Raw genomic sequence first — 21,260 nt, forward strand, 5'->3', positions numbered from 1 at the left:
ATGACCATCGCCATCCTGACGACGCTGGCGGCGTCGCCCCCGCACGGGTTCGGCGGCTGGGCGCTGCTGATCGGCGGGCTGGCCCTTGGCGGCGGCGCGGGCGCGGTGATCGCCAAGAAGATCGCGATGACGCAGATGCCGCAGCTTGTGGCGGCGTTTCACAGCCTCGTGGGCCTTGCCGCGGTCATGGTGGCGGCGGCGGCGCTCTACGCCCCGAGCGCGTTCGGCATCGGCGATCCCGGCCATATCCATGCGCAGGCGCTGGTGGAGATGAGCCTTGGCGTGGCGATCGGCGCCATCACCTTTACCGGCTCGGTGATCGCCTTCGCCAAGCTGAACGGCAACATGTCGGGCAAGCCGATCCTGCTGCCGGGGCGGCATGTGATCAATGCCGGTCTGGCGCTGCTGATCGTGGCGCTGATCGTGGTGCTGACGGTGACCGAGAGCCACACGGTGTTCTGGCTGATCGTGATCGCCAGCCTGGTGTTTGGCGGCCTCCTGATCATCCCGATCGGCGGCGCCGACATGCCGGTGGTGGTGTCGATGCTGAACTCCTATTCGGGCTGGGCGGCGGCGGGCATCGGCTTCACGCTGGGCAACACGGCGCTGATCATCACCGGCGCGCTGGTGGGCTCCAGCGGCGCGATCCTCTCCTACATCATGTGCAAGGGGATGAACCGGTCCTTCGTGTCGGTGATCCTGGGCGGGTTCGGCGGCGACGCCGCGGCGGGCCCGGCCGGGGCGGTGGAGAGCCGCCCGGTGAAGCAGGGTTCGGCGGAGGACGCGGCGTTCATCATGAAGAACGCGTCCAAGGTGATCATCGTGCCGGGCTACGGCATGGCGGTGGCGCAGGCGCAGCACGCGCTGCGGGAGATGGCGGACAAGCTGAAGGACGAAGGCGTCGAGGTGAAATACGCCATCCACCCGGTGGCGGGGCGCATGCCCGGGCACATGAACGTGCTGCTGGCCGAGGCCAATGTTCCCTATGACGAGGTGTTCGAGCTGGAGGACATCAACTCCGAGTTCGCGCAGGCGGACGTGGCCTTCGTGATCGGCGCCAATGACGTGACCAACCCGGCGGCGAAGACCGACCCGACCTCGGCGATCTACGGCATGCCGATCCTGGACGTGGAGAAGGCGAAGACGGTGCTGTTCATCAAGCGCGGCATGGCGGCGGGCTATGCCGGGGTGGAGAACGAACTGTTCTTCCGCGACAACACCATGATGCTCTTCGCCGACGCCAAGAAAATGGTCGAGGACATCGTCAAAAACCTCGGGCATTGATCCGGGCGCGTGATCGCCATGAACGGCCGGAGGGTTCCTTCGGCCGTTTTGTTTTTTGCGGCGGCTCGGCTTAACCCGCTGTCAACCAACTCCGCCTTAGCTTGCCGCCATGACGCGCGGCGTATCCTGGTTTTTCGTAGCCCCGCTCGTCCTTTTGGGGCTCTCCGGCTGCAAGTTCGGGCTGCAACAGCGCGAACCCTGGCGCACGGAGGCTGAAGAACGGTGCCTGGCGGAGGGATTGGTCAAGCCCTCCGCCTACACCATCCCCGAGCGCGAGATCGACGGTGCCGGCAGTTGCGGAATGGATCACCCGTTCCGCGTGCTGGCCTTCGAGCAGGGCACGATTGAGGTGTCGCCCAAGGCGACGCTCGCCTGCCCGATGATCGCCTCGGTCGACCGCTGGATGGTCGAGGACATCCAGCCCGCCGCCATGGCCTGGTTCGGCCAGCCGGTGGCGAAGGTGAAGCAGATGTCCTCCTATTCCTGCCGCAACATGAATGGCGGGCCACAGGGCAAGATTTCCGAACATGCTTTCGGCAACGCGCTCGACATTGGCGGCTTCGTGCTGGCCGACGGGCGCGAGGTGCTGGTGAAGACCGGCTGGAAGGGCCGCCCGGACGAGCAGGGCTTCCTGCGCACCGTGCAGGCGAGCGGTTGCACGCGCTTCACCACCACGCTGGGGCCGGGCTACAACATCTATCATTACGACCATATCCACGTGGACCTGATGCGCCGTTCCGGCCGTATCTCGTGCAATCCCAACGTGACGCCACCCGCCCCGCCGAACCTGCCGGTGTTCAAGGCGCCGCCCTCCATGGGTACGCCGATGGCGGGCGCGTCCTATGGCGTGCCGCCGGGCGCGGAAGGCGAGCCGGAGCGGCAGGTGGATGAAGGCTTTGCGCCGGATGCGGCGCGCGCCGTGCCGGTTTCCGCCGCGTCGGTGGCGGTGCCGGTCCGTGCCGGGTCGTCTCCGGCGCGCGCGGCCATGCCCGCCTATCCGCCCGCCAATCCGCCCCCCTATCCCGCGCCGGCCTATCCGGCTTCCGGCTATCCCGCGCCGGCCGGGGCGGTGGGCGAGCCGATGCCGCTGACCCCCTATCCCGCGGCGTCCACCGCGCCGGTCTCCGGCCATGGCGTCGATCCGAGCTACCGTGCGGCGGCACCGGCCTATCCCGCACCCTCGGCCCCGCCGCAAGGCTATCCCGCCGGCGGCTATCCCACGGGGGGCTATCCCGGGCAGGGCTATCCGGCGCCGACCTATCCGGCACAGGGCTACCCGGCGCAGCCGGCGGCGGCCCCGGCCTATCCCGCGTCCGCCTATCCCTCGCGGGCTCCCGCTGCGACCCCCACGCGTCCGCCCGGCGTACCGCTGCCGCCGGCCGGGATCCCGCTGGCCAAATGGCTGGGGCTCGATCCGACCCCGACCGGCTCGACCGGAAATGTGCGGGCCTTCGCGGGCGAGCGGCAATTCGCCAGCCCGATTCCCGCGCCGCTGGCCAGGGATGGCGAGGACTGAGGCCGGGCCTTTTCCGTGAATGGCGGTTCGCCGACGTCCTGGCACCTGTCGCGCCGTGCTTCCCACGCGCGCGGGTACGCGCGAAAGCGCTCCCGCTCAGTCCAGCAGCGTATCCAGCCCGCGCCGGACGCCGATCCAGCCGCTCACCTGGCGCGTCGCCAGCAAGGTGCCGGCGACATAGGGCGCGGCCGAGGCGCCGGCATCGTGGCGAATGGTGAGCCGCTCGTCGGGCGCGCCGAACACGCTTTCCACCGCCAGCACGAAGGAGGGGAGCCGCACCGCGTGCACGCGCACCTCGCGTTCGCCCTCGCCAAGGGTGCCGCCGCGCGTCTGCGGCACGCCGACCACCTCGGCGAGGGGGAGGCTCGTGGCGGGCCGGCGGATGCCGGCGAGCGCCTCGGCGATCTCGCGCCCGGTGCCGGAGGGGGCGTCCGGCTAGGTCGCCGACGCGTAGTCGATGATCTCGACATCGGCGACATATTTCGCCGCTTCCAGCGTGAAGCGCTTCAGCAGGGTCGCGGTGATGGAGAAATTGCCGGCGGCGAGCACGCCCGCGCCGGCCTCGCGCGCCAGCCCGTCGAGTTCGGCATAATCGGCCGCGCCGAGGCCGGACGTGCCGATGACCACGTTGAGTCCCGCTGCGAGCGCGGCGATGGCATTGGCCTTCACCACGCCCGGCCTGGTGTAGTCGATCAGCACGTCCGCCGGCGCCCCCAGCGCCTCCTCGATTCGGGCGACGACCGGCACCCCGGAGGGCCGGCCGTCCAGCACCATGCCGAGATCGGTTCCCGCGTGATTGCGCGAGATGCCGGCGACGAGTTCGAGGTCGCCCGCCTGGGTGATCGCGGGAACCAGCGCGCGGCCGACCCAGCCGGTGGCGCCGGCGAGGATGATGCGGATGGGCATGAGGGGCTCCTGTCCCGGGGGCGTGGAGCGCCAGCCATGGCACGCGCCGCGATGCCGCGGCAACCGCCTCCGCAATCCGCCCCGTCCCGCCGCGGGGACGGGTGGCCCTGCGCGGGCAGGGGGCGATGAAAGGGTGCCAGCCGGCCTGTAAGCCGGGTTTTGTATGGCGGGATTTCTCCCACGTGACGGCCATTCCTCTGGGACGCCGGTTGCCCGGCGCCTCGAGCAGTCAACCCGGGCGGCTGTCCAAAGACAGGACCTGAAGCTTGCGCTTCGCGCCACCCCTATACGACTTTGCTCCCGGTGGGGTTTGCCCTGCCGCCTCCGTTGCCGGACGCGCGGTGCGCTCTTACCGCACCGTTTCACCCTTGCCGCGGGCGAACCCGTGGCGGTCTGATTTCTGTGGCACTTTCCCTGGGGTCGCCCCCGCCGGACGTTATCCGGCACCGTGTCTCTGTGGAGCCCGGACTTTCCTCGGCATCTTGCGATGACGCGGCCGTCCGGCCGGCTGGCGTGGGGAGCAATGGGCGAGGCGGAGGCCCGCGTCAAGCGCGGATGCTGCCGATGACGACGGGGCGGGGGCGATGCGACGTTGGGATCGCGCGCGAGGGCGGGGGCGTATGCGAAACCCGGGCGCCCCCGTCCTCGCGCGCGAAGCTCGCTCAGTTGGAGGCCATGATGACGCGCGCCTTGCTGCAATAGGCGCGGGCGGCGGAGGACATGCGGGTGGCGCCGTGGCCGCCCTGGTAGCGCATGACGGTGCCGCAAGTGTCGCCGCCGGCCAGACGATAGGCCCCGGCGAGATAGCGCATGCCGTAGCGGATATTGGTGGCGGGCTCGTAAAGCGCGGCGCGCGAGCCGCCATAGCCGACGCCGCGGGCGGTCTGATGCTTGATCTGCATGAGCCCGACCTCGCCGGCGCGGCCGGTCATGTGGGGTTTCCAGTTGCTCTCGATGCGCACCACCGCGCGGGCCAGCGCGACGGGAACGCCATTGGCGCGTGCCTCGCGATCCACGAGTGTGCCGAGATTGCCTGAGTTTCCGAGTTGATCATCGGCGGGACTGGCATCGACTTGCGCTGTCCGGGCGATGTTGGGCTTTGCGCTGGCAATACCTATGCCGGAAATCGCAGTGAGCGAGAATACGAGTGAAGCACAGAGTACGCGGAAATGAACCATTACAGACGAGAGCCTTTTCGGGCTGATTGCGGTGGCGCGAAAAGCGCTGCCAAATCTGTTCCGAATGAGGCTTGATTTGTGCGGTTGCGTGGTAATACGCATCCTGCGCATGATTGTCGCGCGGCCGATGCGCAACAGTGTGGCGCAACCGCAACGTTTATCCCCCGGGTGGTGTCCCCGTGCGCAGGTTGTATCCAGGACCTTGAACGGAAGGGCCGCCGGCGTCAGTCCTCGGTCGCCGGGCGGGCGGCGGACAGGCGATACAGGGTCTGAAGGGTCGAGACATCGGCGATGCCGTCGACGCGGGCGCGGCGGAAATGGCGCTGGAAGGCACGCACCACCGCTTCCGTCTGCGCGCAATAGGTGCCCGAGACCGGCACGTCATAGCCGTACAGCGCGAGCATGGCCTGCAGCGCCTCGATCGGCTGGCCATGCTCGCCGCGCATGAAGAAGCGCCCGTCGCTGGGCGGCGTCTCCTCGACGAGATGGCCGACGCCGAAGCGGTGCAGCGCCTCCCAGGGAAATTTCTCCCCCGGATCGGCCTTGCGCGTGGGCGCGACGTCGGAATGGGCGAGCACGCGGTCCGGCGGAATGGGATGGCGGGAGAGAATGTCCTCGGCCAGCGCCGTCACCGCCTCGATCTGGATGGCGGGGAAGGGCGGATAGCCGAAATCATGGCCGGGATTGGCGATCTCGATGCCGATCGAGCGTGAGTTGATGTCGCCCGCCCCGCCCCAGCAGGCCGCGCCGGCGTGCCAGGCGCGGCGGGCTTCCGGCACCAGCTGGGCGATCCGCCCGTCCTCGAACACGACATAGTGAGCCGAGACCTGCCGCTCCGGCGCGCGCAGCCATTCCACCGCCTCGGGGGTCGATTCCATGCCGGTATAGTGCAGCAGCAGAATGTCCGGGGCGCGAACACCCGCGCGCTCGCCATGGTTCGGCGAGGGCAGCACCTGCGCGACGAGAGCCGAGTCGGCGGGGAAGGGCGGAGCAGGGGCGAAAGCGTCGGTCATGATGGCCAGCTAACCGCGGTCCGCATCCGATTCAACTGATTCTTAAGGTTCATGACGCGTTAATCGGCTCTCGCCCGTCGTGGCGGAATCAGTGCGCCGGGCTTCGCCTCGGCCTGTGGGTCCGTCCGGCCTTTTCATTGACGCCCATAAATACCCATGGTATCCCACATCATCCCGTTGCAGTTCCAAGTCAGCAAGGTCGGCGGTGCCTCCACGGCACCGAACGCGGCGCTGCGTGCGTCTGCCGGGATGCGTGTCGTCTTGCGTGGAATGTCGGGGGCTTATCGGGCGGATGGAGCGATTCGTATCGACCTATGCGATGCGGCTCGACTCCAAGGGACGCATGTCGATACCCGCGCCGTTCCGGGCGCTGATCGCGCGCGACGGGCTGGAGCATGTCTATTGCCATCCCGCGCTCGACCTGCCGGTGCTTCAGGCGGGCGGCGCGCGGCTGATGGCGGGGATCGACAGTCTGATCGAGCGCTATCCGCCCTATTCGGAGGCCCGCGAGGAGCTGGCCGCGGCGCTCTATGGATCGATCGAGACGCTGCGTCTCGATCCGGAGGGCCGGGTGATGCTGAGCGAGGGGCTGAAGACGCACGCGCAGATCAGGGACGAGGCGACGCTGGTCGGCGTCGGCGATTCCTTTCGGATCTGGGAGCCGATCCGCTTCCGGGCGCATCTCGCAGAGGCCAAGGCGAAGGTGCGCATCTTGAAGCAGCAGTTCGGCTCTCAGGGGGCGACGCGGGATTCCCGCGCCGATGGGGCATGATGGCGGGTCGCGGCGGTTCGGAGACGGACGTTGCCGGCGGACCGGCCCGCCATCTGCCTGTCCTGCTCGACGAGGTGATCGATCATCTCGCCCCGCGCGACGGCGGCGTCTATGTCGACGGCACCTTCGGGGCCGGCGGCTATACGCGGGCGATCCTCGCGGCGGCGGATGCGCGCGTCATCGCCATCGACCGCGATCCCAACGCCATTGCCGACGGGCAGGCGCTGGTGGCGGAAAGCGGCGGCCGGTTGACGCTGGTGCATGAGCGCTTCAGCGCGCTGGATGCCGTGGTTGCCGCGCAGGGGCTGGAGCGTGTCGACGGCGTCGTGCTCGACATCGGCGTCTCTTCCATGCAGATCGATGAAGGCGAGCGTGGCTTTTCCTTTCGCCGCGACGGGCCGCTCGACATGCGCATGTCGAGCGAGGGTCCTTCGGCGGCCGATCTCGTGGCCAAGCTTTCGGAAACCGACCTTGCCAACCTCCTCTACCGCTTCGGCGAGGAGCGGCGGTCTCGTGCCGTGGCGCGCGCGATCGTCGAGGCACGGGCGAGCGTGCCGATCGAGCGCACGCTGCAACTCGCCGACATCGTCGCCAAGGTGATCTGGGCCAAGCCGCACGAGCCGCATCCCTCGACGCGCACCTTCCAGGCGCTGCGCATCGCGGTCAATGACGAGCTGGGCGAACTCGCCCGCGCGCTGGAAGCCGCCGAGCGGGTGCTGAAGCCCGGCGGGCGGCTGGTCGTCGTCACCTTCCATTCGCTGGAAGACCGCATCGTGAAGAACTTCCTCGCCAACCGCGCCAAGGCAGCGGGCGGCTCGCGCCATCTCCCGAGCGTCGACGTGGCCCCGACCAGCTTCCGCCTCGTGGCGCGCGGCGCGGTCGAGGCGGGCGAGGCGGAGCTGGCGGCCAATCCGCGTGCGCGCTCCGCCAAGCTGCGCGCCGCCGAGCGCACCGAGGCTCCCGCCCATGCGGGCGGCGATCTTTCGTCCTTCCTGCCGCCTCTTCCTTCCCTGGATGCCAGCCGCCGCCGCTGAGGTCGAGACATGTTCCGCGTACTTAATGCCGTCTCGGTCATCGCGCTGCTGCTCGCGGCGGGCGTGGTCTACCAGGTGAAATATTCCGCGGCCTTCGAGGCGCAGAAGATCGCCAAGCTGCGCGACGAGATCCGCAGCGAAAAAGACCGCATCGCCCTGCTCAATGCCGAATGGGCGCGGCGCACGGCGCCGGGCCGCATTCAGGAACTCGCCGAGAACCATCTCGACATGCAGCCGCTCGATATCAACCGCATGGACACGCTGGCCAGCCTGCCGGCCAAGGCGGATGCCAATGGCGACCCGCTGGCCGGCATGATCGAGGCGCTTGTCGACGGACCCAGCAGCAACCCGGCCGCGCATGCGCCCGCGCCGGGCGCCGCCAAGCCGGCGACGCCCAAGCCCAATGCGAAGACCGTTGCCGCCGCGCGCCTGCCGGGCGATGGCCTTCCTCCCGATCCCACGGCAGCGGCCGAGACGCCGCCGCTCTCGGCCATTCCGGCGGCCGGCAACATGGCGCCGGCCCGTTCCCGCTTCACCGGACCGCAGGGCACGGTCGGCGATCTCGATCCGGTCGCCGCCGATCCCTACGCCCCGCGCCGCGGCGACGGCCGCTAGTCCCAGGAGGTTGTCCGATGGCTGCGTTCCTCTCCACACTTGGTTCCCGCCTGCGGTCGCTGTTCGGCGCCATCGGGCGCGGGCTGGCGAGCCTGCCGCTGCGTCTCCTGCGGGCGCTCATTGCCGTGGTGAAAATGGCGGCGGGGCGTGGCCGGCCGGAGCCGCATGCCGTGGCGCGCGCGCGCATCCTGCTGTGCATGATCGTCTTCTGCGGCGTCTATCTCGCCATTGCCGGCCGGCTCGCCCTCTACGCCTCGGCGCCCGAGGGGTCGCTCGCCCGGCGCAGCGTCGCCTCGGACGCCGTCGCCTCGGCGCGTCCCGATATTCTCGACCGCAATGGGCTCGTGCTGGCGACCGACGTGAAGTCGTCCTCGCTGTTCGGCGAGCCCAAGCGCATCATCGACACGGACGAGGCGGTGGAAGCGCTGACCGCGGTCATGCCCGACCTCAATGTCGACGAACTGCGCCAGCGCCTCGGCAGCAATCGCGGCTTCGTCTGGCTGAAGCGCGAGATCACCCCGCAGCAGCAGCGCGAGATCTACAATCTCGGCCTGCCCGGCATCGGCTTCATGACCGAGAACCGCCGCGTCTATCCCGGTGGCACGCTGGGCGCGCATGTGCTGGGCTCGACCAATACCGACAATCAGGGCATTGCCGGCATCGAGAAGTGGATCGATACGCGCGGCCTCGCGGAACTGCATCTGGCGGGCTTCGCCACCGACCGCCAGCAGGAGCCGGTCGAACTCGCCATGGACCTGCGCGTGCAGCACGTGCTGCGCGACGAACTGGCGACCGCGAAGGAGAAGTTCAAGGCGATCGCCGCCGCCGGCACCGTGGTCGACGTGCGCACCGGCGAGATCGTCGCCATGGCCTCGCTGCCCGATTTCGACGCCAATGATCAGGCGAAGTCGCTGGATCCCAAGACCCTCAACCGCCTGACCACCGGCGTGTTCGAGATGGGGTCGACCTTCAAGGCGCTCACCTTCGCCATGGCGCTCGACAGCGGGCGCTTCAACATCAACTCCATGCTGGACGCGCGCGCGCCGCTGCAGTTCGGCAAGTTCCGCATTCACGACTATCACGCGGAAAACCGGGTGCTGACCGTGCCCGAGGTGTTCCTCGTCTCGTCCAATATCGGCACCGCCAAGATGGCGCTGACACTCGGCGTCGAGGCGCACAAGGCCTTCCTCGCCAAGGCCGGCCAGCTCACCCGCCTGCGCACCGAACTGCCCGAGAGCGCCATGCCGCTGGTGCCCCGGAACTGGGGCGAGCTCAACACCGCCACCATCGCCTTCGGCCATGGACTGGCGGTGGCGCCGCTGCAGGCGGTCATGGCCGTCAATGCGCTGATGAACGGGGGCTATCTCATTCCCCCCACCTTCCTCAAGCGTACGCCGGAGGAGGCGCGCGCGCTGGCCACCCGCATCATCAAGCCGGATACCAGCGCGAAGATGCGCTACCTGCTGCGGCTCAATGCCGAGAAGGGTTCGGCCTCGAAGATGAACGAGCAGGCGGCCGGCTATTATGCCGGGGGCAAGACCGGCACGGCCGAGAAGGTGGTGAACGGGCGCTATTCCAAGACCAAGCTGCTGACCACCTTCACCGGCGTTTTCCCCATGGACGACCCGCACTATCTCGTGCTGGTCATGCTCGACGAGCCGCAGGCGGTGCCGGGCACCTATGGCTTCGCCACCGCGGGCTGGAACGCGGGTCCGGCCACGGGCAAGATCATTTCCCGCATCGCGCCGCTCCTTGGCATCATGCCGCGCAAGGGTCCTCCGGTGGAGAGCCTGCTCACCAACTACACGCTGGCGCAGGCGCCGTAAGCTCGGGGCGGCCGTTTTCCGATGCGGAAATCCTGTGGAATCGGCTATGCCGGAACAAGGACGGGCAACGCGGATTCTGGCCGCGCGGCCCGCCCGCCAGGGCATGCAGGACGATCCGAAGGTGCGCGTCATGTCTGAGCCGATCCATCCCACGGTCGATTGCGCGCGCTCGCTCACCTTGCGTGAGCTGGTGGGCGAGGATGCCGACTATGCCGCCGCCAACCCCTCGCTCGCGGTCGCGGAGCCGGTGCTTGATAGCCGCCGGGCGCGCGCGGGCGACGTGTTTTTCGCGCTGGCCGGCGCCAAGGCGGATGGCATGGCCTTCGCGCGCGACGCCATTGCCCGCGGCGCCGTCGCCGTGGTGGCCGAGGCGGAATTGCCGGAGGGCATCGAGCCCGGCATTTCCTATGTGCGGGTCGGCAATGCCCGCCGCGCCGTGGCGCTGGCCGCCGCGCAGGCCTTTCCCCGCCAGCCGCCGACCATCGCCGCCGTCACCGGCACCTCGGGCAAGACCTCGGTGGCCGCCTTCACCCGGCAGATCTGGGCGGGCCTTGGCCATGCCAGCGCGAGTCTCGGCACGCTGGGCGTGGTGGCGCCGTCCGGCGCGGTCTATGGCGCGCTGACCACGCCCGACCCCATCGAACTGCACCGCACATTGGACGGGCTGGCCCGCGAGGGCGTGACGCATCTGTGCCTGGAGGCCTCCTCGCACGGGCTGGACCAGCACCGTCTGGACGGCGTGCGGCTGCAGGCGGGAGCCTTCACCAATCTCTCGCGCGATCATCTCGATTATCATCCCTCGATGGAAGCCTATCTCGAGGCCAAGCTGCGGCTGTTCCGCGACCTCGTCCCGCGCGGTGGCGGGGCGGCGGTGTGGGTGGACACTCCCGAGGGCGGAAGGGCGGCGCAGGTGGCGGCCGATCATGAGTTGCACCTCATCGGCATCGGCGCCGCCGGGGCCGGAATTTCTCTCCTGAGCCGGGTGAATGAGGGCCTCGGCCAGCGCCTCGACGTGGAAGTGGAGGGCGCGCGCCATCGGCTCAAGCTGCCGCTGGTCGGCGCCTTCCAGGCCTCCAACGCCCTCCTCGCCGCCGGCCTCGCCATGCTGACGGGCGCCGGCGCCCGCGCCGCTCTGGCCGCGCTGGAGACGCTGGAGGGCGTGCCGGGCCGGCTGGAACTGGTCGGCACCAAGGGCTCCGGCGCGGCGGATGGCGCCGGTGTGTTCGTGGACTATGCGCACAAGCCCGACGCCCTCGCCAACGCGCTGGACGCGCTCAGGCCCTATGCGCGGGGCCGGCTGATCGTGGTGTTCGGCTGCGGCGGCGACCGTGACAGGGGCAAGCGCCCGATCATGGGCGCCATCGCCGCCGAGAAGGCGGATGTCGCGATCGTCACCGACGACAACCCGCGCAGCGAGGATCCCGCCGCGATCCGCGCGGCGATCCTGGCCAGCGCGCCGGGCGCCATCGAGATCGGCGACCGGGCCGAGGCGATCCAGGCCGCCATCGCCATGGCGAAGGCGGGGGATGTCGTGCTGATCGCCGGCAAGGGTCACGAAACCGGCCAAATCATCGGCGACCGGACGCTGCCCTTCTCCGATCGCGATGCGGCGATCGAGACGCTGGCGGCCGCGAACGCGAAAGGATGACCGCGATGGGCATCAATACCGAGTTGCTCTGGACGCCGGGGGCCCTGGCCGCGGCCACCGGCGGCACCCTGCTCGGCACGCCGGCGCCGGCCGTGACCGGCGTGTCGATCGATACCCGCACGCTGGCGCCGGGCGAGGCCTTCTTCGCCATTCGCGGCGAGAACAGCGACGGCCATGCCTATGTCGGCCGGGCGAGCGAACGCGGGGCCGCGCTGAGCGTGGTGGAGCGCGGCCGGGTGAGCGCGATGCCGGCCGGCACGCCGCTTCTCGCCGTCGACCATGTGCTCGGGGCGCTGGAAGCGGTGGGCCGCGCGGCGCGGGCGCGTACGCCGGCGAAGATCATCGGCGTCACCGGCTCGGTCGGCAAGACCACGACCAAGGAGGCGCTGGCGCTGGGGTTGCGGGCCGACGGGCCGACGCACGCCTCGGCGGCTTCCTACAATAATCACTGGGGTGTGCCGCTCTCGCTGGCGCGCATGCCGGGCGCGAGCGCCTATGGCGTGTTCGAACTGGGCATGAACCATGCCGGCGAGATCACCCCGCTGGTGGACATGGTGCGCCCGCATGTGGCGATCGTCACCACCATCGAGCCGGTGCATATCGCCCAGTTCGCCAGCGTCGAGGCGATTGCCGACGCCAAGGCGGAGATCTTCAGCGGTCTGGTGCCGGGCGGGGCGGCGGTGATCAACCGCGACAATCCCCATTTCGAGCGGCTGGCCGGCGCGGCGCGGGCGGCGGGTGTCGCCACGATCATCGGCTTCGGCGAGGCGGCGGGGTCCGACGCGCGCCTCGTCAGCGTCGCCCTGCAGGCGCAGAGTTCCACCGCCATCGCCGACATCATGGGCGAGACGGTGAGCTTCAAGGTGGGGCTGCCCGGCCGCCACATCGTGCAGAACATGCTGGCGGTGCTGGCCAGCGCCAAGCTGGTGGGGGCGGATCTGTGCCTGGCGGCGCTGGCGCTCGCCTCGATGGGCCCCCCGCCCGGGCGGGGCGTGCGCACGCCGCTCGCCGTCAAGGGCGGCATCGCCACGCTGATCGACGAGAGCTACAACGCCAACCCGGCCTCGATGCGCGCCGCGCTCGCCGTGCTCGGGGGAACGCCGCTGACCGGGCGCGGGCGCCGGCTCGCCGTGCTGGGGGACATGCTGGAACTGGGCCCGGAGGGCGCGGCGATGCACCGCGACCTCGCCATGGCGGCAACTGCCGCCGATCTCGTGTTCTGCGCGGGGCCGCTGATGCGCGCGCTGTGGGAGGCGCTGCCCGCCACGCGGCGCGGCGCCTGGGCGCCGGATGCGGCCGCTCTCCAGCCGCTGGTGGCCGAGCGCCTGCGGGGGGGCGACGTGATCATGGTCAAGGGGTCGAATGGTAGCCGCATGGGCGTGCTGGCGCGTGCTCTGATCGAGCGCTTTCGCGCGCCCGCCGAGGCACTTGGCGTGGACGCGTTCGAATGAGACGGGCGACCCGTTCGAGGGTTTTCCGGCCCGACCGGGCCGTGTTCCTGCCCGCACCCGCGACAACGCGCGTGCGGGCCGCGTTTTTTATCGTGGCGGAAGGTTGATCCGATGTTGCAATGGCTTGCCGAATTCCAGGGGAGCGTGCCGGCGCTCAATGTTTTCCGCTACATCACGTTCCGCACCGGCGGCGCCATCATCACCGCGCTGCTGTTCGTCTTCATGTTCGGCCCGAGCATCATCGCCCTGTTGCGCCTGAAGCAGGGCAAGGGGCAGCCGATCCGCACCGACGGGCCGCAATCGCACCTCATCACCAAGAAGGGCACGCCCACCATGGGCGGGCTGATGATCTTCTCGGGGCTGATGGTGGCGACGCTGCTCTGGGCCAATCTGTCCAATGTCTATGTCTGGGTGGTGCTGTTCGTCACCATCGGCTTCGGGCTGATCGGCTTTTATGACGATTATCTCAAGGTGACGAAGCAGACCCATGCCGGGCTTTCCGGCAAGACGCGGCTGGCCATCGAGGCACTGATCGGCGGCGTCGCGGCGGTCGTCATCATGCATATCGGGCGCGAGCCGCTATCCTCCTCGCTGGCCTTTCCGCTGTTCAAGGATCTGTTGATCGATCTCGGCTGGTTCTTCATCGCCTTCGCCGCGCTGGTGATCGTGGCGGCCGGCAATGCGGTGAACCTGACCGATGGGCTGGACGGCCTTGCGATCGTGCCGGTCATGGTGGCGGCCGGCAGCTTCGGGTTGATCGCCTATCTCTCGGGCAACGTGCTGTTCGCCGATTATCTGCAGATCCACTATGTGGCGGGCGTGGGCGAACTGGCGGTGATCTGCGGCGCCATCATCGGGGCGGGCATCGGCTTCCTGTGGTTCAACGCGCCGCCGGCGCAGATCTTCATGGGCGATACCGGCTCGCTGGCGCTGGGCGGGCTGCTCGGCACCATCGCGGTGGCGACCAAGCATGAAATCGTCCTCGCCATCATCGGCGGCCTGTTCGTGCTGGAGGCGGTGTCGGTGATCGTTCAGGTCATCTCGTTCAAGCTCACCGGCAAGCGCGTGTTCAAGATGGCGCCGATCCACCATCATTTCGAACAGCTCGGCTGGACCGAGCCGCAGATCGTGATCCGCTTCTGGATCATCGCCGTCGTGCTGGCGCTGATCGGTCTGTCCACGCTGAAGCTGCGCTGAGCGGACGCCCTCGCGGCGCCGGCACGCAGAGCGGGGCGCCCCGCCATGGCCCGGTCTGCGGGGCGTCCCGGAACCGGCGGGCCGCCGTTCCGGGACGATACGGGAGAGGGGATCAGGGCAGCGCCAGCACCTTCTTCACATTGTTGGCGTGCACCTCCTCATAGGGCGCGAAATAGGTGAGGGTGCCGGACGCGAAATCCGCGCCCGCGAAGGTCCTGAGATCCTCGTCGGCCAGCGCCGGCTCGTCCTTCAGCCGCATCAGCTTCTCGACATAGCGGATCGTCGCCTCGATCAGCCCCGGCCCGTAGCCCCCCGCTGCGATGATCTCCGCCGCGCCGTGATTGGGCAGGATGCGGGCATAGTTCCAGCCCTTCACGCGCTTCAACTCCTCGACATGGACGGCGAGCCGCTCGGGCTCGGCGACATAGGTGATCGGCTCTTCCAGCGTGTCGCCGGCCAGCAGGATGCCGAGGTCCGGCAAAGCGAGGATCAGCCCGTCATGGCTGTGGATCTCGGCCGGCAGCAATTCCACCCGGATGTCGCCGACGAACAGCTCCGCCGGGCCGGTGATCGTGCGGCTGGGCAGCACCAGCGGGTAGATCGGCGGGTCGCCGTTCTCCAGCGCCAGCCGGTGAATGGCGAGCGCCTGCCCGGTCAGGTCGAGGGCGAGGATCTCGCAATCGGCGAATACCTCGTTGCCGGCCACGTGGTCATCATGCCAGTGGCTGAGTACCACGCGGATCGTCTTCACCCCCGCCTCTTCCAGCGTGCGGCGCACCAGCCGGGCGTGGGGGATGGAGATGTGCGTGTCGTAGAGGATCGCCTCCTCCCCCGCGATGACGGCATAGACGCACACGCCCAGCGCATAGGCGCCGTCATCGAGCCAGTTCGGCGCGGCGGAATGGGCGCGCGCGCCGGGAATGCGGCCATCATAGAAGGCGAGAATGTTGGGGTGGGGCCGCAGCACCTGCAGGGTCGAGCCGAGCGGGAGCAGGGAAGGCGCGTTCATGGGCACACTCATGGAAGGACGGGAGGGGAAGCCACGGGGACGATGCGCGATCATTTCATCGGCCCGGGAAATGCGCTAGCCAAGGGGCTCTCCCAGGGGATCCCCTCCGGCCGCCCCTTCTCGTCAGGTCACGCGCATCATGATCCCCGTCAGCAGCTTTCATGACCGCACCGTGGCTCTCTTCGGCCTCGGTGGCTCCGGCCTTGCCACCGCGCGCGCGTTGATCGCCGGCGGGGCGAAGGTGATGGCGTGGGACGATTCGCCCGCATCGGTCGAGGCGGCGGCGAGCGAGGGCATTCCGACCGGCGATCTCGCCCGGCTCGACTGGAGCGGCATCGGGGCGCTGGTGCTGGCGCCGGGCGTGCCGCTGACCCATCCCGAGCCGCATTGGAGCGTGAGGCTGGCGCGGGCCGCGGGCGTGGAGGTGATCGGCGATATCGAATTGTTCTGCCGCGAGCGGCGGCTCGCGGTGCGCCGGCCGGCGCTGGCCGCGATCACCGGCACCAATGGCAAGTCGACCACCACGGCGCTGCTCGCCCATCTCCTGCGGGTGGGCGGGCGCGACGCGCAGATCGGCGGCAATTTCGGCCCCGCCATCCTTGGTCTCGAACCGCCGAAGACCGGCCGCGTCTACGTGATCGAATGCTCCTCCTACCAGATCGACCTCGCGCCCAGCCTCGATCCGGCGGTCGGCATCCTGCTCAACCTCTCGCCCGACCATCTCGACCGCCATGGCTCGATGGAGCACTACGCGCAGGTGAAGGAGCGCCTCGTGGCCGGCGTGGAGGCTGGCGGCACCGCGGTGATCGGCGTCGACGACGCATGGTGCCGGGCGATCGCCGACCGAATGGAGAGGGCGGGCCGTCAGGTGGTGCGCCTCTCCGTGCTGGAAGAACTGGCGGACGGCATCTTTCTCGACGGCACGGATCTCGTCGTCGCGGCAGGCGGCGTGCGGGTGTTCACCCTGCCGCTGGCCGGCATCGGCTCGCTGCGCGGCGCCCATAATGCGCAGAACGCCGCAGCCGCCTTCGCGGCCGCGCGCGCGCTCGGCCTCGCGCCGGAGGTGATCGCGACCGGGATCCGCAGCTTCCCCGGCCTCGCCCATCGCATGGAGCAGGTGCGCACGATCGGCAATGTGCTGTTCGTCAATGATTCCAAGGCGACCAACGCGGATGCCGCCGAGCGGGCGCTGGTTTCCTTCGAGGATATTTTCTGGATCGCCGGCGGCAAGCCCAAGGCGGGCGGCATCGAGCCTCTCCGGCCGTATTTCCCGGGCGTGAAGAAGGCCTATCTCATCGGCGTGGCCGCCGAGGAATTCGCCGCCACGCTCGGCGCGGAGGTGCCCTTCGAGATGTGCGGCACGCTCGATGTGGCGGTGGCCAGCGCGGCGCGCGATGCGGCGGCCTCCGGCCTCGCCCATCCCGTGGTGCTGCTCTCCCCCGCCTGCGCCAGCTTCGACCAGTTCCGCAATTTCGAACTGCGCGGCGATGCCTTCCGGGCGCTGGTGTCTTCCCTTGCGTCATGAGCAGGCCGCCGTGCATGAGCTTGCTGCGCTGCATCATTTCCGTTGACGATCGCGTGATGCACTGAAAACATGCACGCCTAACCGTGCGGCATATTCGTACGGAAGCCATCAGCAAGGGCGGCGGCATCGGCCGGGGCGGGGGTAACGGTCGACGCAGGCCCCATTTTCAGGGGATCAGCGTCATGAGCATTCCATCGACCGACGGCGCGCCCTCCGCGGGCAGCGGCGGCGTGAGCTACACCACTGTCGATATCAGCTATTTCGAGGCCCGTGGCCTCAAGCGCTATGCCGGCGTCGCCTCGCTCTGGGCGCTGGGCGTCGGCGCGGTCATTTCCGGCCATTTCTCCGGCTGGAATCTCGGCCTCGCCACGGGCGGCTGGGGCGGCATGTTCATTGCCGCCATCATCATCGCCATCATGTATCTCGGCCTCACGCTGTCCATCGCCGAAATGAGTTCGGCGCTGCCGCACACGGGGGCGGCCTATTCCTTCGCCCGCACCGCCATGGGGCCGTGGGGCGGCTTCATCACCGGCCTGTGCGAGAATGTCGAATATGTCGTGACGCCGGCCGTGGTGGTGTTCTTCATCGGCTCCTATCTCGGCTCGATCTTCGGCACGCCACCGGAGTTCCAGCCGGTCTACTGGGTGTTCGGCTACATCGTCTTCGTCGGGCTCAACGTGGTCGGCGTCGAACTGTCCTTCAAGGTAACGCTCATCGTCACCCTCGCCGCGCTGGCCTGTCTCGTCGCCTTCTGGGTGAGCGCGATCCCCAATATCGATTTCAGCCGCTGGGCGCTGAACGTGGCCGCCGACGGCACCGAACTGCCGGAGGGCGGCGGGCCGTTCCTGCCCTTCGGCGTGTATGGCGTGCTGGCCTCGCTGCCCTTCGCGGTGTGGCTGTTCCTCGCCATCGAGCAATTGCCGCTGGCGGCGGAGGAATCGATCGATCCCAAGCGCGACCTGCCGCGCGGCATCATCCTGGGCATCGCGACGCTGATCGTTTCCGCCTTCATGATCCTGTGGCTCAATTCCTCGGTCGCCAACGGCGCCTTCGCGCTCGGCAAGTCGGGCGAGCCGCTGCTTGACGGGTTCCGCGCCATCTATGGCGACGGCCTCGCCAAGGTGCTGGCGCTGGTGGCGGTGGTCGGCCTGATCGCCTCGTTCCACACCATCATCTATGCGCAGGGCCGGCAGATCTATTCGCTCTCGCGCGCGGGCTATTTCCCGCGCTGGATGTCGATCACCCACGGCACCCGCAAGACCCCGCACCTCGCCATGCTGGTCGGCGCGGTGGTGGCGCTGGCGCTCATGCTGGTGATCTGGTTCAGCGTCGGGGCGGAGCAGGGCGCCTCGGTGATCGGCGGCACGCTGCTCAACATGGCGGTGTTCGGGGCCATGCTGTCCTATGTGATGCAGGCGCTGTCCTTCATCCTGCTGCGCAGGAACGCGCCGCATATCGAGCGGCCCTATCGCAGCCCGTTCGGCGTGGTGGGGGCGGCGCTCACCGTCATCATCGCGGTCGTGACGCTGTTCTTCCAGCTTTCCGACCCGGTCTACCGCGCGGGCGTGATCGGCGTCGCCATCTGGTTCGCCCTCGGCATCGTCTATTTCGCGCTGATCGGACGTCACAAGCTGGTGCTCTCGCCCGAGGAGGAGTTCGCGCTTTCCAAGGGCACGACGGAATACAAGTCGCACTGACGACATGCGACATTCCTCGGCTCCCTCTCCCCGCCGGGGAGAGGGAGCCGATGCGCACCGGCAAGACGCCCGCGGCATTAAGCGGGCGTCAACCTTAACCGTCCGATACTCCGGCGAATGTCTTCCCGGAGTGGCGCTTCATGATTTCGCGTGCCGAACGGACCCTGGTGGGCGAATGGTGGTGGACCATCGATCGCCTGCTGCTCGGTGCCCTTGCTGCCCTGATGATCATCGGCATCGTGCTCGCGCTTGCCGCGAGCCCGCCGGTGGCGGCGCGGCTCGGCATTGCCGATCCGTTTCATTTCGTGAACCGGCAGGTGATGTTCCTGGTGCCGGCGGTGCTGGTGCTGATCGCGACCTCGCTGCTCTCCCCGCGCAATATCCGCCGGCTGGCGCTGGTGCTGTTCATCGTCTTCCTCGGCCTCGTCTTCGCGACGCTGGTGGCGGGTGCGGAGGTGAAGGGCGCGCGGCGCTGGCTCACGGTGGCCGGCATCACGGTGCAGCCCTCCGAGTTTCTCAAGCCAAGCTTCGTGATCATCGCGGCGTGGCTGTTTTCCGAAAGCGTGCGCCGGCCGGAAATGCCCGGGCAGTTCCTCGCCATCGGCCTGCTCGGCCTGGTGGTAACGCCGCTGGTGATGCAGCCGGATTTCGGCCAGACCATGCTGGTCTCGCTGGTATGGGGCAGCCTGTTCTTCCTGGCGGGGCTCAGGATGATCTGGGTCTTCGGCCTCGGCGGCATCGGCGCGGGCGGCCTGTTCATCGCCTACATGCTGGTGCCGCACGTCACCAAGCGCATCGACCGCTTCCTCGATCCCGATTCGGGCGACACCTACCAGATCGACCTCGCGATCGATTCCTTCCTCAATGGCGGCTGGTTCGGCCAGGGGCCGGGGGAGGGCACCTACAAGCGGGTACTGCCGGACGGGCATACCGACTTCATTTTCGCGGTGGCGGGCGAGGAATTCGGCGCGGTGCTGTGCATGATGATCGCGGCGCTGTTCGCCTTCATCGTGCTGCGCTCGCTCAACCGGGCGATGAATGACGAGGAGCCCTTCGTGCGCTTCGCCGTCGCCGGCCTCACCATCCTGTTCGGGCTGCAGTCCTGCATCAACATGATGGTGAACCTGCACATGATGCCGGCCAAGGGCATGACGCTGCCCTTCGTCTCCTATGGCGGCTCCTCGCTGCTCTCGCTCGCCTACGGCATGGGCATGCTGCTGGCGCTGACCCGGCGGCGCCCGCGCACCGCGACGCTGGCCGAGCTGGAGCGGCTCGGCACACGGCTCGGCGCGCCCGCGCCGCGCCCGAGCTGAGGCGCGCCATGGCTGGTGAGAACAGCGCGGCACGCGATACGCCGCTGGTCCTGCTCGCCGCCGGGGGCACCGGCGGCCACCTGTTTCCCGCCGAGGCGCTGGCCGATGTGCTCACCCGGCACGGCATCGCGGTGGACCTCGCCACCGACCGCCGGGCGGCGCGCTATGCCGGCCACTTCCCCGCCCGCAAGCTGCACGTGCTGCCGGCCGATACGGTGCGCGGACGCTCGCCGCTGGCGCTGGCGAAGACCGCCCTCGCGCTCGGCTCCGGACTCTGGCAGGGCTATCGGCTGATGCGGCGCCTGCGTCCTTCCATCGTGGTCGGCTTCGGCGGCTACCCGACCGTGCCGCCGATCCTTGCCGCGCGCCTCGCCGGCGTGCCCACCCTGATTCATGAATCGAACGCCGTCATGGGCCGCGCCAATGCGATGCTGGGCGCCCGCGTCACCGCCATCGCCATCGGCTATCCCGACATCTTCCGGGATGCCCCCGCGCTCGCCGCCAAGGCGCATCACACCGGCAATCCGGTGCGCCCGGCGGTGATCGCGGCGGCGAGCCCCTATGTGCCGCCGGAGCGCGAGGGGCGGTTCAACCTCCTGGTGTTCGGCGGCAGCCAGGGCGCGCGGGTGATGAGCGAGATCGTCCCGCCGGGGATCGCGCATCTGGTCGAGACGCTGGATCCCTCGCTGCGGTCGCGGCTGTCCATCGTCCAGCAGGCGCGGCCCGAGGATATCGAGGCGGCGCGCGCGACCTATGCGCGGCTCGGCGTGGAGGCGGAACTCGCGCCCTTCTTCACCGACCTGCCCGCGCGCATGGCGAAGGCGCATCTCGTCATCGCCCGCTCGGGGGCCTCCACCGTGGCGGAGCTGAGCGTGATCGGCCGGCCCGCGCTGCTGGTGCCGCTGCCCGGCGCCATCGACCAGGACCAACTCGCCAACGCCACCGCGCTCGCCACCGGCGGGGGCGCCGCGCTGCTGCCGCAGAGCCATTTCACGCCGGAAAGCCTCGCCGGTATCCTCGCCCGCCATGCCGCCGCGCCCGAGGAACTCGCGGCCATGGCGGCGGCGGCGCAGCGCATGGGCCGGGCGGATGCCGCCGAGCGGCTGGCCGCGCTGGTCCTGGAGATTGCCAGAATACCGCGTTCCACGAGTTAGCGTACGACTAGAAATGGGTAGACCGGGGCCGATAGTTGCGAACAGGCGAGGGATGACGCGGTGCGTCGCCTCGACTATTCCTGCGCGTCCGGACGTTGCGCCTGCGCCCGGCTCGCGCGCAG

The 21,260-nt window shown here is 69.2% G+C and carries 17 protein-coding genes, 1 other RNA gene and 1 pseudogene; 13 read left to right on the forward strand and 6 right to left on the reverse strand.

Features of this window, described 5'->3' with window-relative positions:
• A partial coding sequence (locus tag QOZ99_RS05470) for an NAD(P)(+) transhydrogenase (Re/Si-specific) subunit beta (protein ID WP_306888996.1) occupies positions 1–1,284 on the forward strand: 1,284 nt, incomplete at its 5' end.
• A gap of 109 nt (positions 1,285–1,393) precedes the next feature.
• Complete coding sequence (locus tag QOZ99_RS05475) at positions 1,394–2,800, forward strand: extensin family protein (RefSeq protein WP_306888997.1); 1,407 nt, start codon at positions 1,394–1,396, stop codon at positions 2,798–2,800.
• A 96-nt stretch (positions 2,801–2,896) separates the two neighbouring features.
• Here QOZ99_RS05475 and QOZ99_RS05480 read toward each other — a convergent pair.
• From QOZ99_RS05480 to QOZ99_RS05500, 5 genes and pseudogenes are all read right to left on the reverse strand, one after another.
• A pseudogene (locus tag QOZ99_RS05480) lies at positions 2,897–3,220 on the reverse strand (dihydrodipicolinate reductase C-terminal domain-containing protein); the annotation flags it as partial.
• A gap of 15 nt (positions 3,221–3,235) precedes the next feature.
• Positions 3,236–3,706, reverse strand: coding sequence for a DUF1611 domain-containing protein (locus tag QOZ99_RS05485; RefSeq protein ID WP_306888998.1), 471 nt, complete (start codon positions 3,704–3,706; stop codon positions 3,236–3,238).
• Between the two features lie 132 nt (positions 3,707–3,838).
• Positions 3,839–4,218, reverse strand: an RNA gene (gene rnpB, locus QOZ99_RS05490) — RNase P RNA component class A.
• A 150-nt stretch (positions 4,219–4,368) separates the two neighbouring features.
• Complete coding sequence (locus tag QOZ99_RS05495) at positions 4,369–4,722, reverse strand: lytic transglycosylase domain-containing protein (protein ID WP_306888999.1); 354 nt, start codon at positions 4,720–4,722, stop codon at positions 4,369–4,371.
• A 386-nt stretch (positions 4,723–5,108) separates the two neighbouring features.
• Complete coding sequence (locus QOZ99_RS05500) at positions 5,109–5,897, reverse strand: N-acetylmuramoyl-L-alanine amidase (RefSeq protein WP_306889000.1); 789 nt, start codon at positions 5,895–5,897, stop codon at positions 5,109–5,111.
• 292 nt (positions 5,898–6,189) lie between these two features.
• On the opposite strand from QOZ99_RS05500, the gene QOZ99_RS05505 reads away from it, so the two are divergent.
• The 7 genes from QOZ99_RS05505 to mraY all read left to right on the forward strand — a co-directional run bounded on the left by QOZ99_RS05505 (position 6,190) and on the right by mraY (position 14,440).
• Complete coding sequence (locus QOZ99_RS05505) at positions 6,190–6,669, forward strand: division/cell wall cluster transcriptional repressor MraZ (RefSeq protein ID WP_306889001.1); 480 nt, start codon at positions 6,190–6,192, stop codon at positions 6,667–6,669.
• Positions 6,666–7,703 carry a 16S rRNA (cytosine(1402)-N(4))-methyltransferase RsmH gene (gene rsmH, locus QOZ99_RS05510; RefSeq protein WP_306889002.1) on the forward strand — a complete coding sequence of 346 codons (1,038 nt, stop codon included), beginning with the start codon at positions 6,666–6,668 and terminating at the stop codon, positions 7,701–7,703. Before QOZ99_RS05505 ends, rsmH begins: the two co-directional genes overlap by 4 nt.
• A 9-nt stretch (positions 7,704–7,712) precedes the next feature.
• Complete coding sequence (ftsL, locus tag QOZ99_RS05515) at positions 7,713–8,318, forward strand: cell division protein FtsL (RefSeq protein ID WP_306889003.1); 606 nt, start codon at positions 7,713–7,715, stop codon at positions 8,316–8,318.
• 134 nt (positions 8,319–8,452) lie between these two features.
• Positions 8,453–10,144, forward strand: a complete 1,692-nt coding sequence (locus QOZ99_RS05520; protein WP_306889316.1) for a peptidoglycan D,D-transpeptidase FtsI family protein — start codon at positions 8,453–8,455, stop codon at positions 10,142–10,144.
• A gap of 130 nt (positions 10,145–10,274) precedes the next feature.
• Positions 10,275–11,792, forward strand: coding sequence for a UDP-N-acetylmuramoyl-L-alanyl-D-glutamate--2,6-diaminopimelate ligase (locus QOZ99_RS05525; protein WP_306889004.1), 1,518 nt, complete (start codon positions 10,275–10,277; stop codon positions 11,790–11,792).
• Positions 11,789–13,243, forward strand: a complete 1,455-nt coding sequence (locus QOZ99_RS05530; protein WP_306889005.1) for a UDP-N-acetylmuramoylalanyl-D-glutamyl-2,6-diaminopimelate--D-alanyl-D-alanine ligase — start codon at positions 11,789–11,791, stop codon at positions 13,241–13,243. Before QOZ99_RS05525 ends, QOZ99_RS05530 begins: the two co-directional genes overlap by 4 nt.
• Positions 13,244–13,354: 111 nt before the next feature.
• Positions 13,355–14,440, forward strand: coding sequence for a phospho-N-acetylmuramoyl-pentapeptide-transferase (gene mraY / locus QOZ99_RS05535; RefSeq protein WP_183190643.1), 1,086 nt, complete (start codon positions 13,355–13,357; stop codon positions 14,438–14,440).
• 112 nt (positions 14,441–14,552) lie between these two features.
• Here mraY and QOZ99_RS05540 read toward each other — a convergent pair whose 3' ends face one another.
• The gene (locus tag QOZ99_RS05540) at positions 14,553–15,449 is read right to left on the reverse strand and encodes an MBL fold metallo-hydrolase (RefSeq protein WP_306889006.1); all 897 of its coding nucleotides are present in this window, start codon (positions 15,447–15,449) and stop codon (positions 14,553–14,555) included.
• A 139-nt stretch (positions 15,450–15,588) separates the two neighbouring features.
• Between QOZ99_RS05540 and murD the strand changes: the two genes are divergently transcribed.
• From murD to murG, 4 genes are all read left to right on the forward strand, one after another.
• Positions 15,589–16,974, forward strand: coding sequence for a UDP-N-acetylmuramoyl-L-alanine--D-glutamate ligase (gene murD / locus QOZ99_RS05545; RefSeq protein ID WP_306889007.1), 1,386 nt, complete (start codon positions 15,589–15,591; stop codon positions 16,972–16,974).
• Between the two features lie 182 nt (positions 16,975–17,156).
• Positions 17,157–18,671, forward strand: a complete 1,515-nt coding sequence (locus QOZ99_RS05550; protein ID WP_306889008.1) for an amino acid permease — start codon at positions 17,157–17,159, stop codon at positions 18,669–18,671.
• A 140-nt stretch (positions 18,672–18,811) separates the two neighbouring features.
• On the forward strand, positions 18,812–19,984 hold the full coding sequence (gene ftsW / locus QOZ99_RS05555) for a putative lipid II flippase FtsW (RefSeq protein ID WP_306889009.1): 1,173 nt from the start codon (positions 18,812–18,814) through the stop codon (positions 19,982–19,984).
• Between the two features lie 8 nt (positions 19,985–19,992).
• Positions 19,993–21,138, forward strand: a complete 1,146-nt coding sequence (murG, locus tag QOZ99_RS05560) for an undecaprenyldiphospho-muramoylpentapeptide beta-N-acetylglucosaminyltransferase (RefSeq protein ID WP_306889010.1) — start codon at positions 19,993–19,995, stop codon at positions 21,136–21,138.
• Positions 21,139–21,260: the final 122 nt, after the last annotated feature.

The organism is Ancylobacter amanitiformis, assembly GCF_030814815.1.
Classification (GTDB): Bacteria; Pseudomonadota; Alphaproteobacteria; order Rhizobiales; family Xanthobacteraceae; genus Ancylobacter; species Ancylobacter amanitiformis.

Bases quoted from the DNA above. Each gene is read 5' to 3' on its own strand.
- QOZ99_RS05520 (WP_306889316.1), top strand. From the start codon at position 8,453: ATGGCGGCGGGGCGTGGCCGGCCGGAGCCGCATGCCGTGGCGCGCGCG.
- QOZ99_RS05540 (WP_306889006.1), bottom strand. From the start codon at position 15,449: ATGAACGCGCCTTCCCTGCTCCCGCTCGGCTCGACCCTGCAGGTGCTG.
- QOZ99_RS05485 (WP_306888998.1), bottom strand. From the start codon at position 3,706: ATGCCCATCCGCATCATCCTCGCCGGCGCCACCGGCTGGGTCGGCCGC.
- QOZ99_RS05530 (WP_306889005.1), top strand. From the start codon at position 11,789: ATGACCGCGATGGGCATCAATACCGAGTTGCTCTGGACGCCGGGGGCC.
- QOZ99_RS05475 (WP_306888997.1), top strand. From the start codon at position 1,394: ATGACGCGCGGCGTATCCTGGTTTTTCGTAGCCCCGCTCGTCCTTTTG.
- QOZ99_RS05525 (WP_306889004.1), top strand. From the start codon at position 10,275: ATGTCTGAGCCGATCCATCCCACGGTCGATTGCGCGCGCTCGCTCACC.
- rsmH (WP_306889002.1), top strand. From the start codon at position 6,666: ATGATGGCGGGTCGCGGCGGTTCGGAGACGGACGTTGCCGGCGGACCG.
- murD (WP_306889007.1), top strand. From the start codon at position 15,589: ATGATCCCCGTCAGCAGCTTTCATGACCGCACCGTGGCTCTCTTCGGC.
- QOZ99_RS05500 (WP_306889000.1), bottom strand. From the start codon at position 5,897: ATGACCGACGCTTTCGCCCCTGCTCCGCCCTTCCCCGCCGACTCGGCT.
- murG (WP_306889010.1), top strand. From the start codon at position 19,993: ATGGCTGGTGAGAACAGCGCGGCACGCGATACGCCGCTGGTCCTGCTC.
- ftsL (WP_306889003.1), top strand. From the start codon at position 7,713: ATGTTCCGCGTACTTAATGCCGTCTCGGTCATCGCGCTGCTGCTCGCG.
- QOZ99_RS05505 (WP_306889001.1), top strand. From the start codon at position 6,190: ATGGAGCGATTCGTATCGACCTATGCGATGCGGCTCGACTCCAAGGGA.
- ftsW (WP_306889009.1), top strand. From the start codon at position 18,812: ATGATTTCGCGTGCCGAACGGACCCTGGTGGGCGAATGGTGGTGGACC.
- QOZ99_RS05550 (WP_306889008.1), top strand. From the start codon at position 17,157: ATGAGCATTCCATCGACCGACGGCGCGCCCTCCGCGGGCAGCGGCGGC.
- mraY (WP_183190643.1), top strand. From the start codon at position 13,355: ATGTTGCAATGGCTTGCCGAATTCCAGGGGAGCGTGCCGGCGCTCAAT.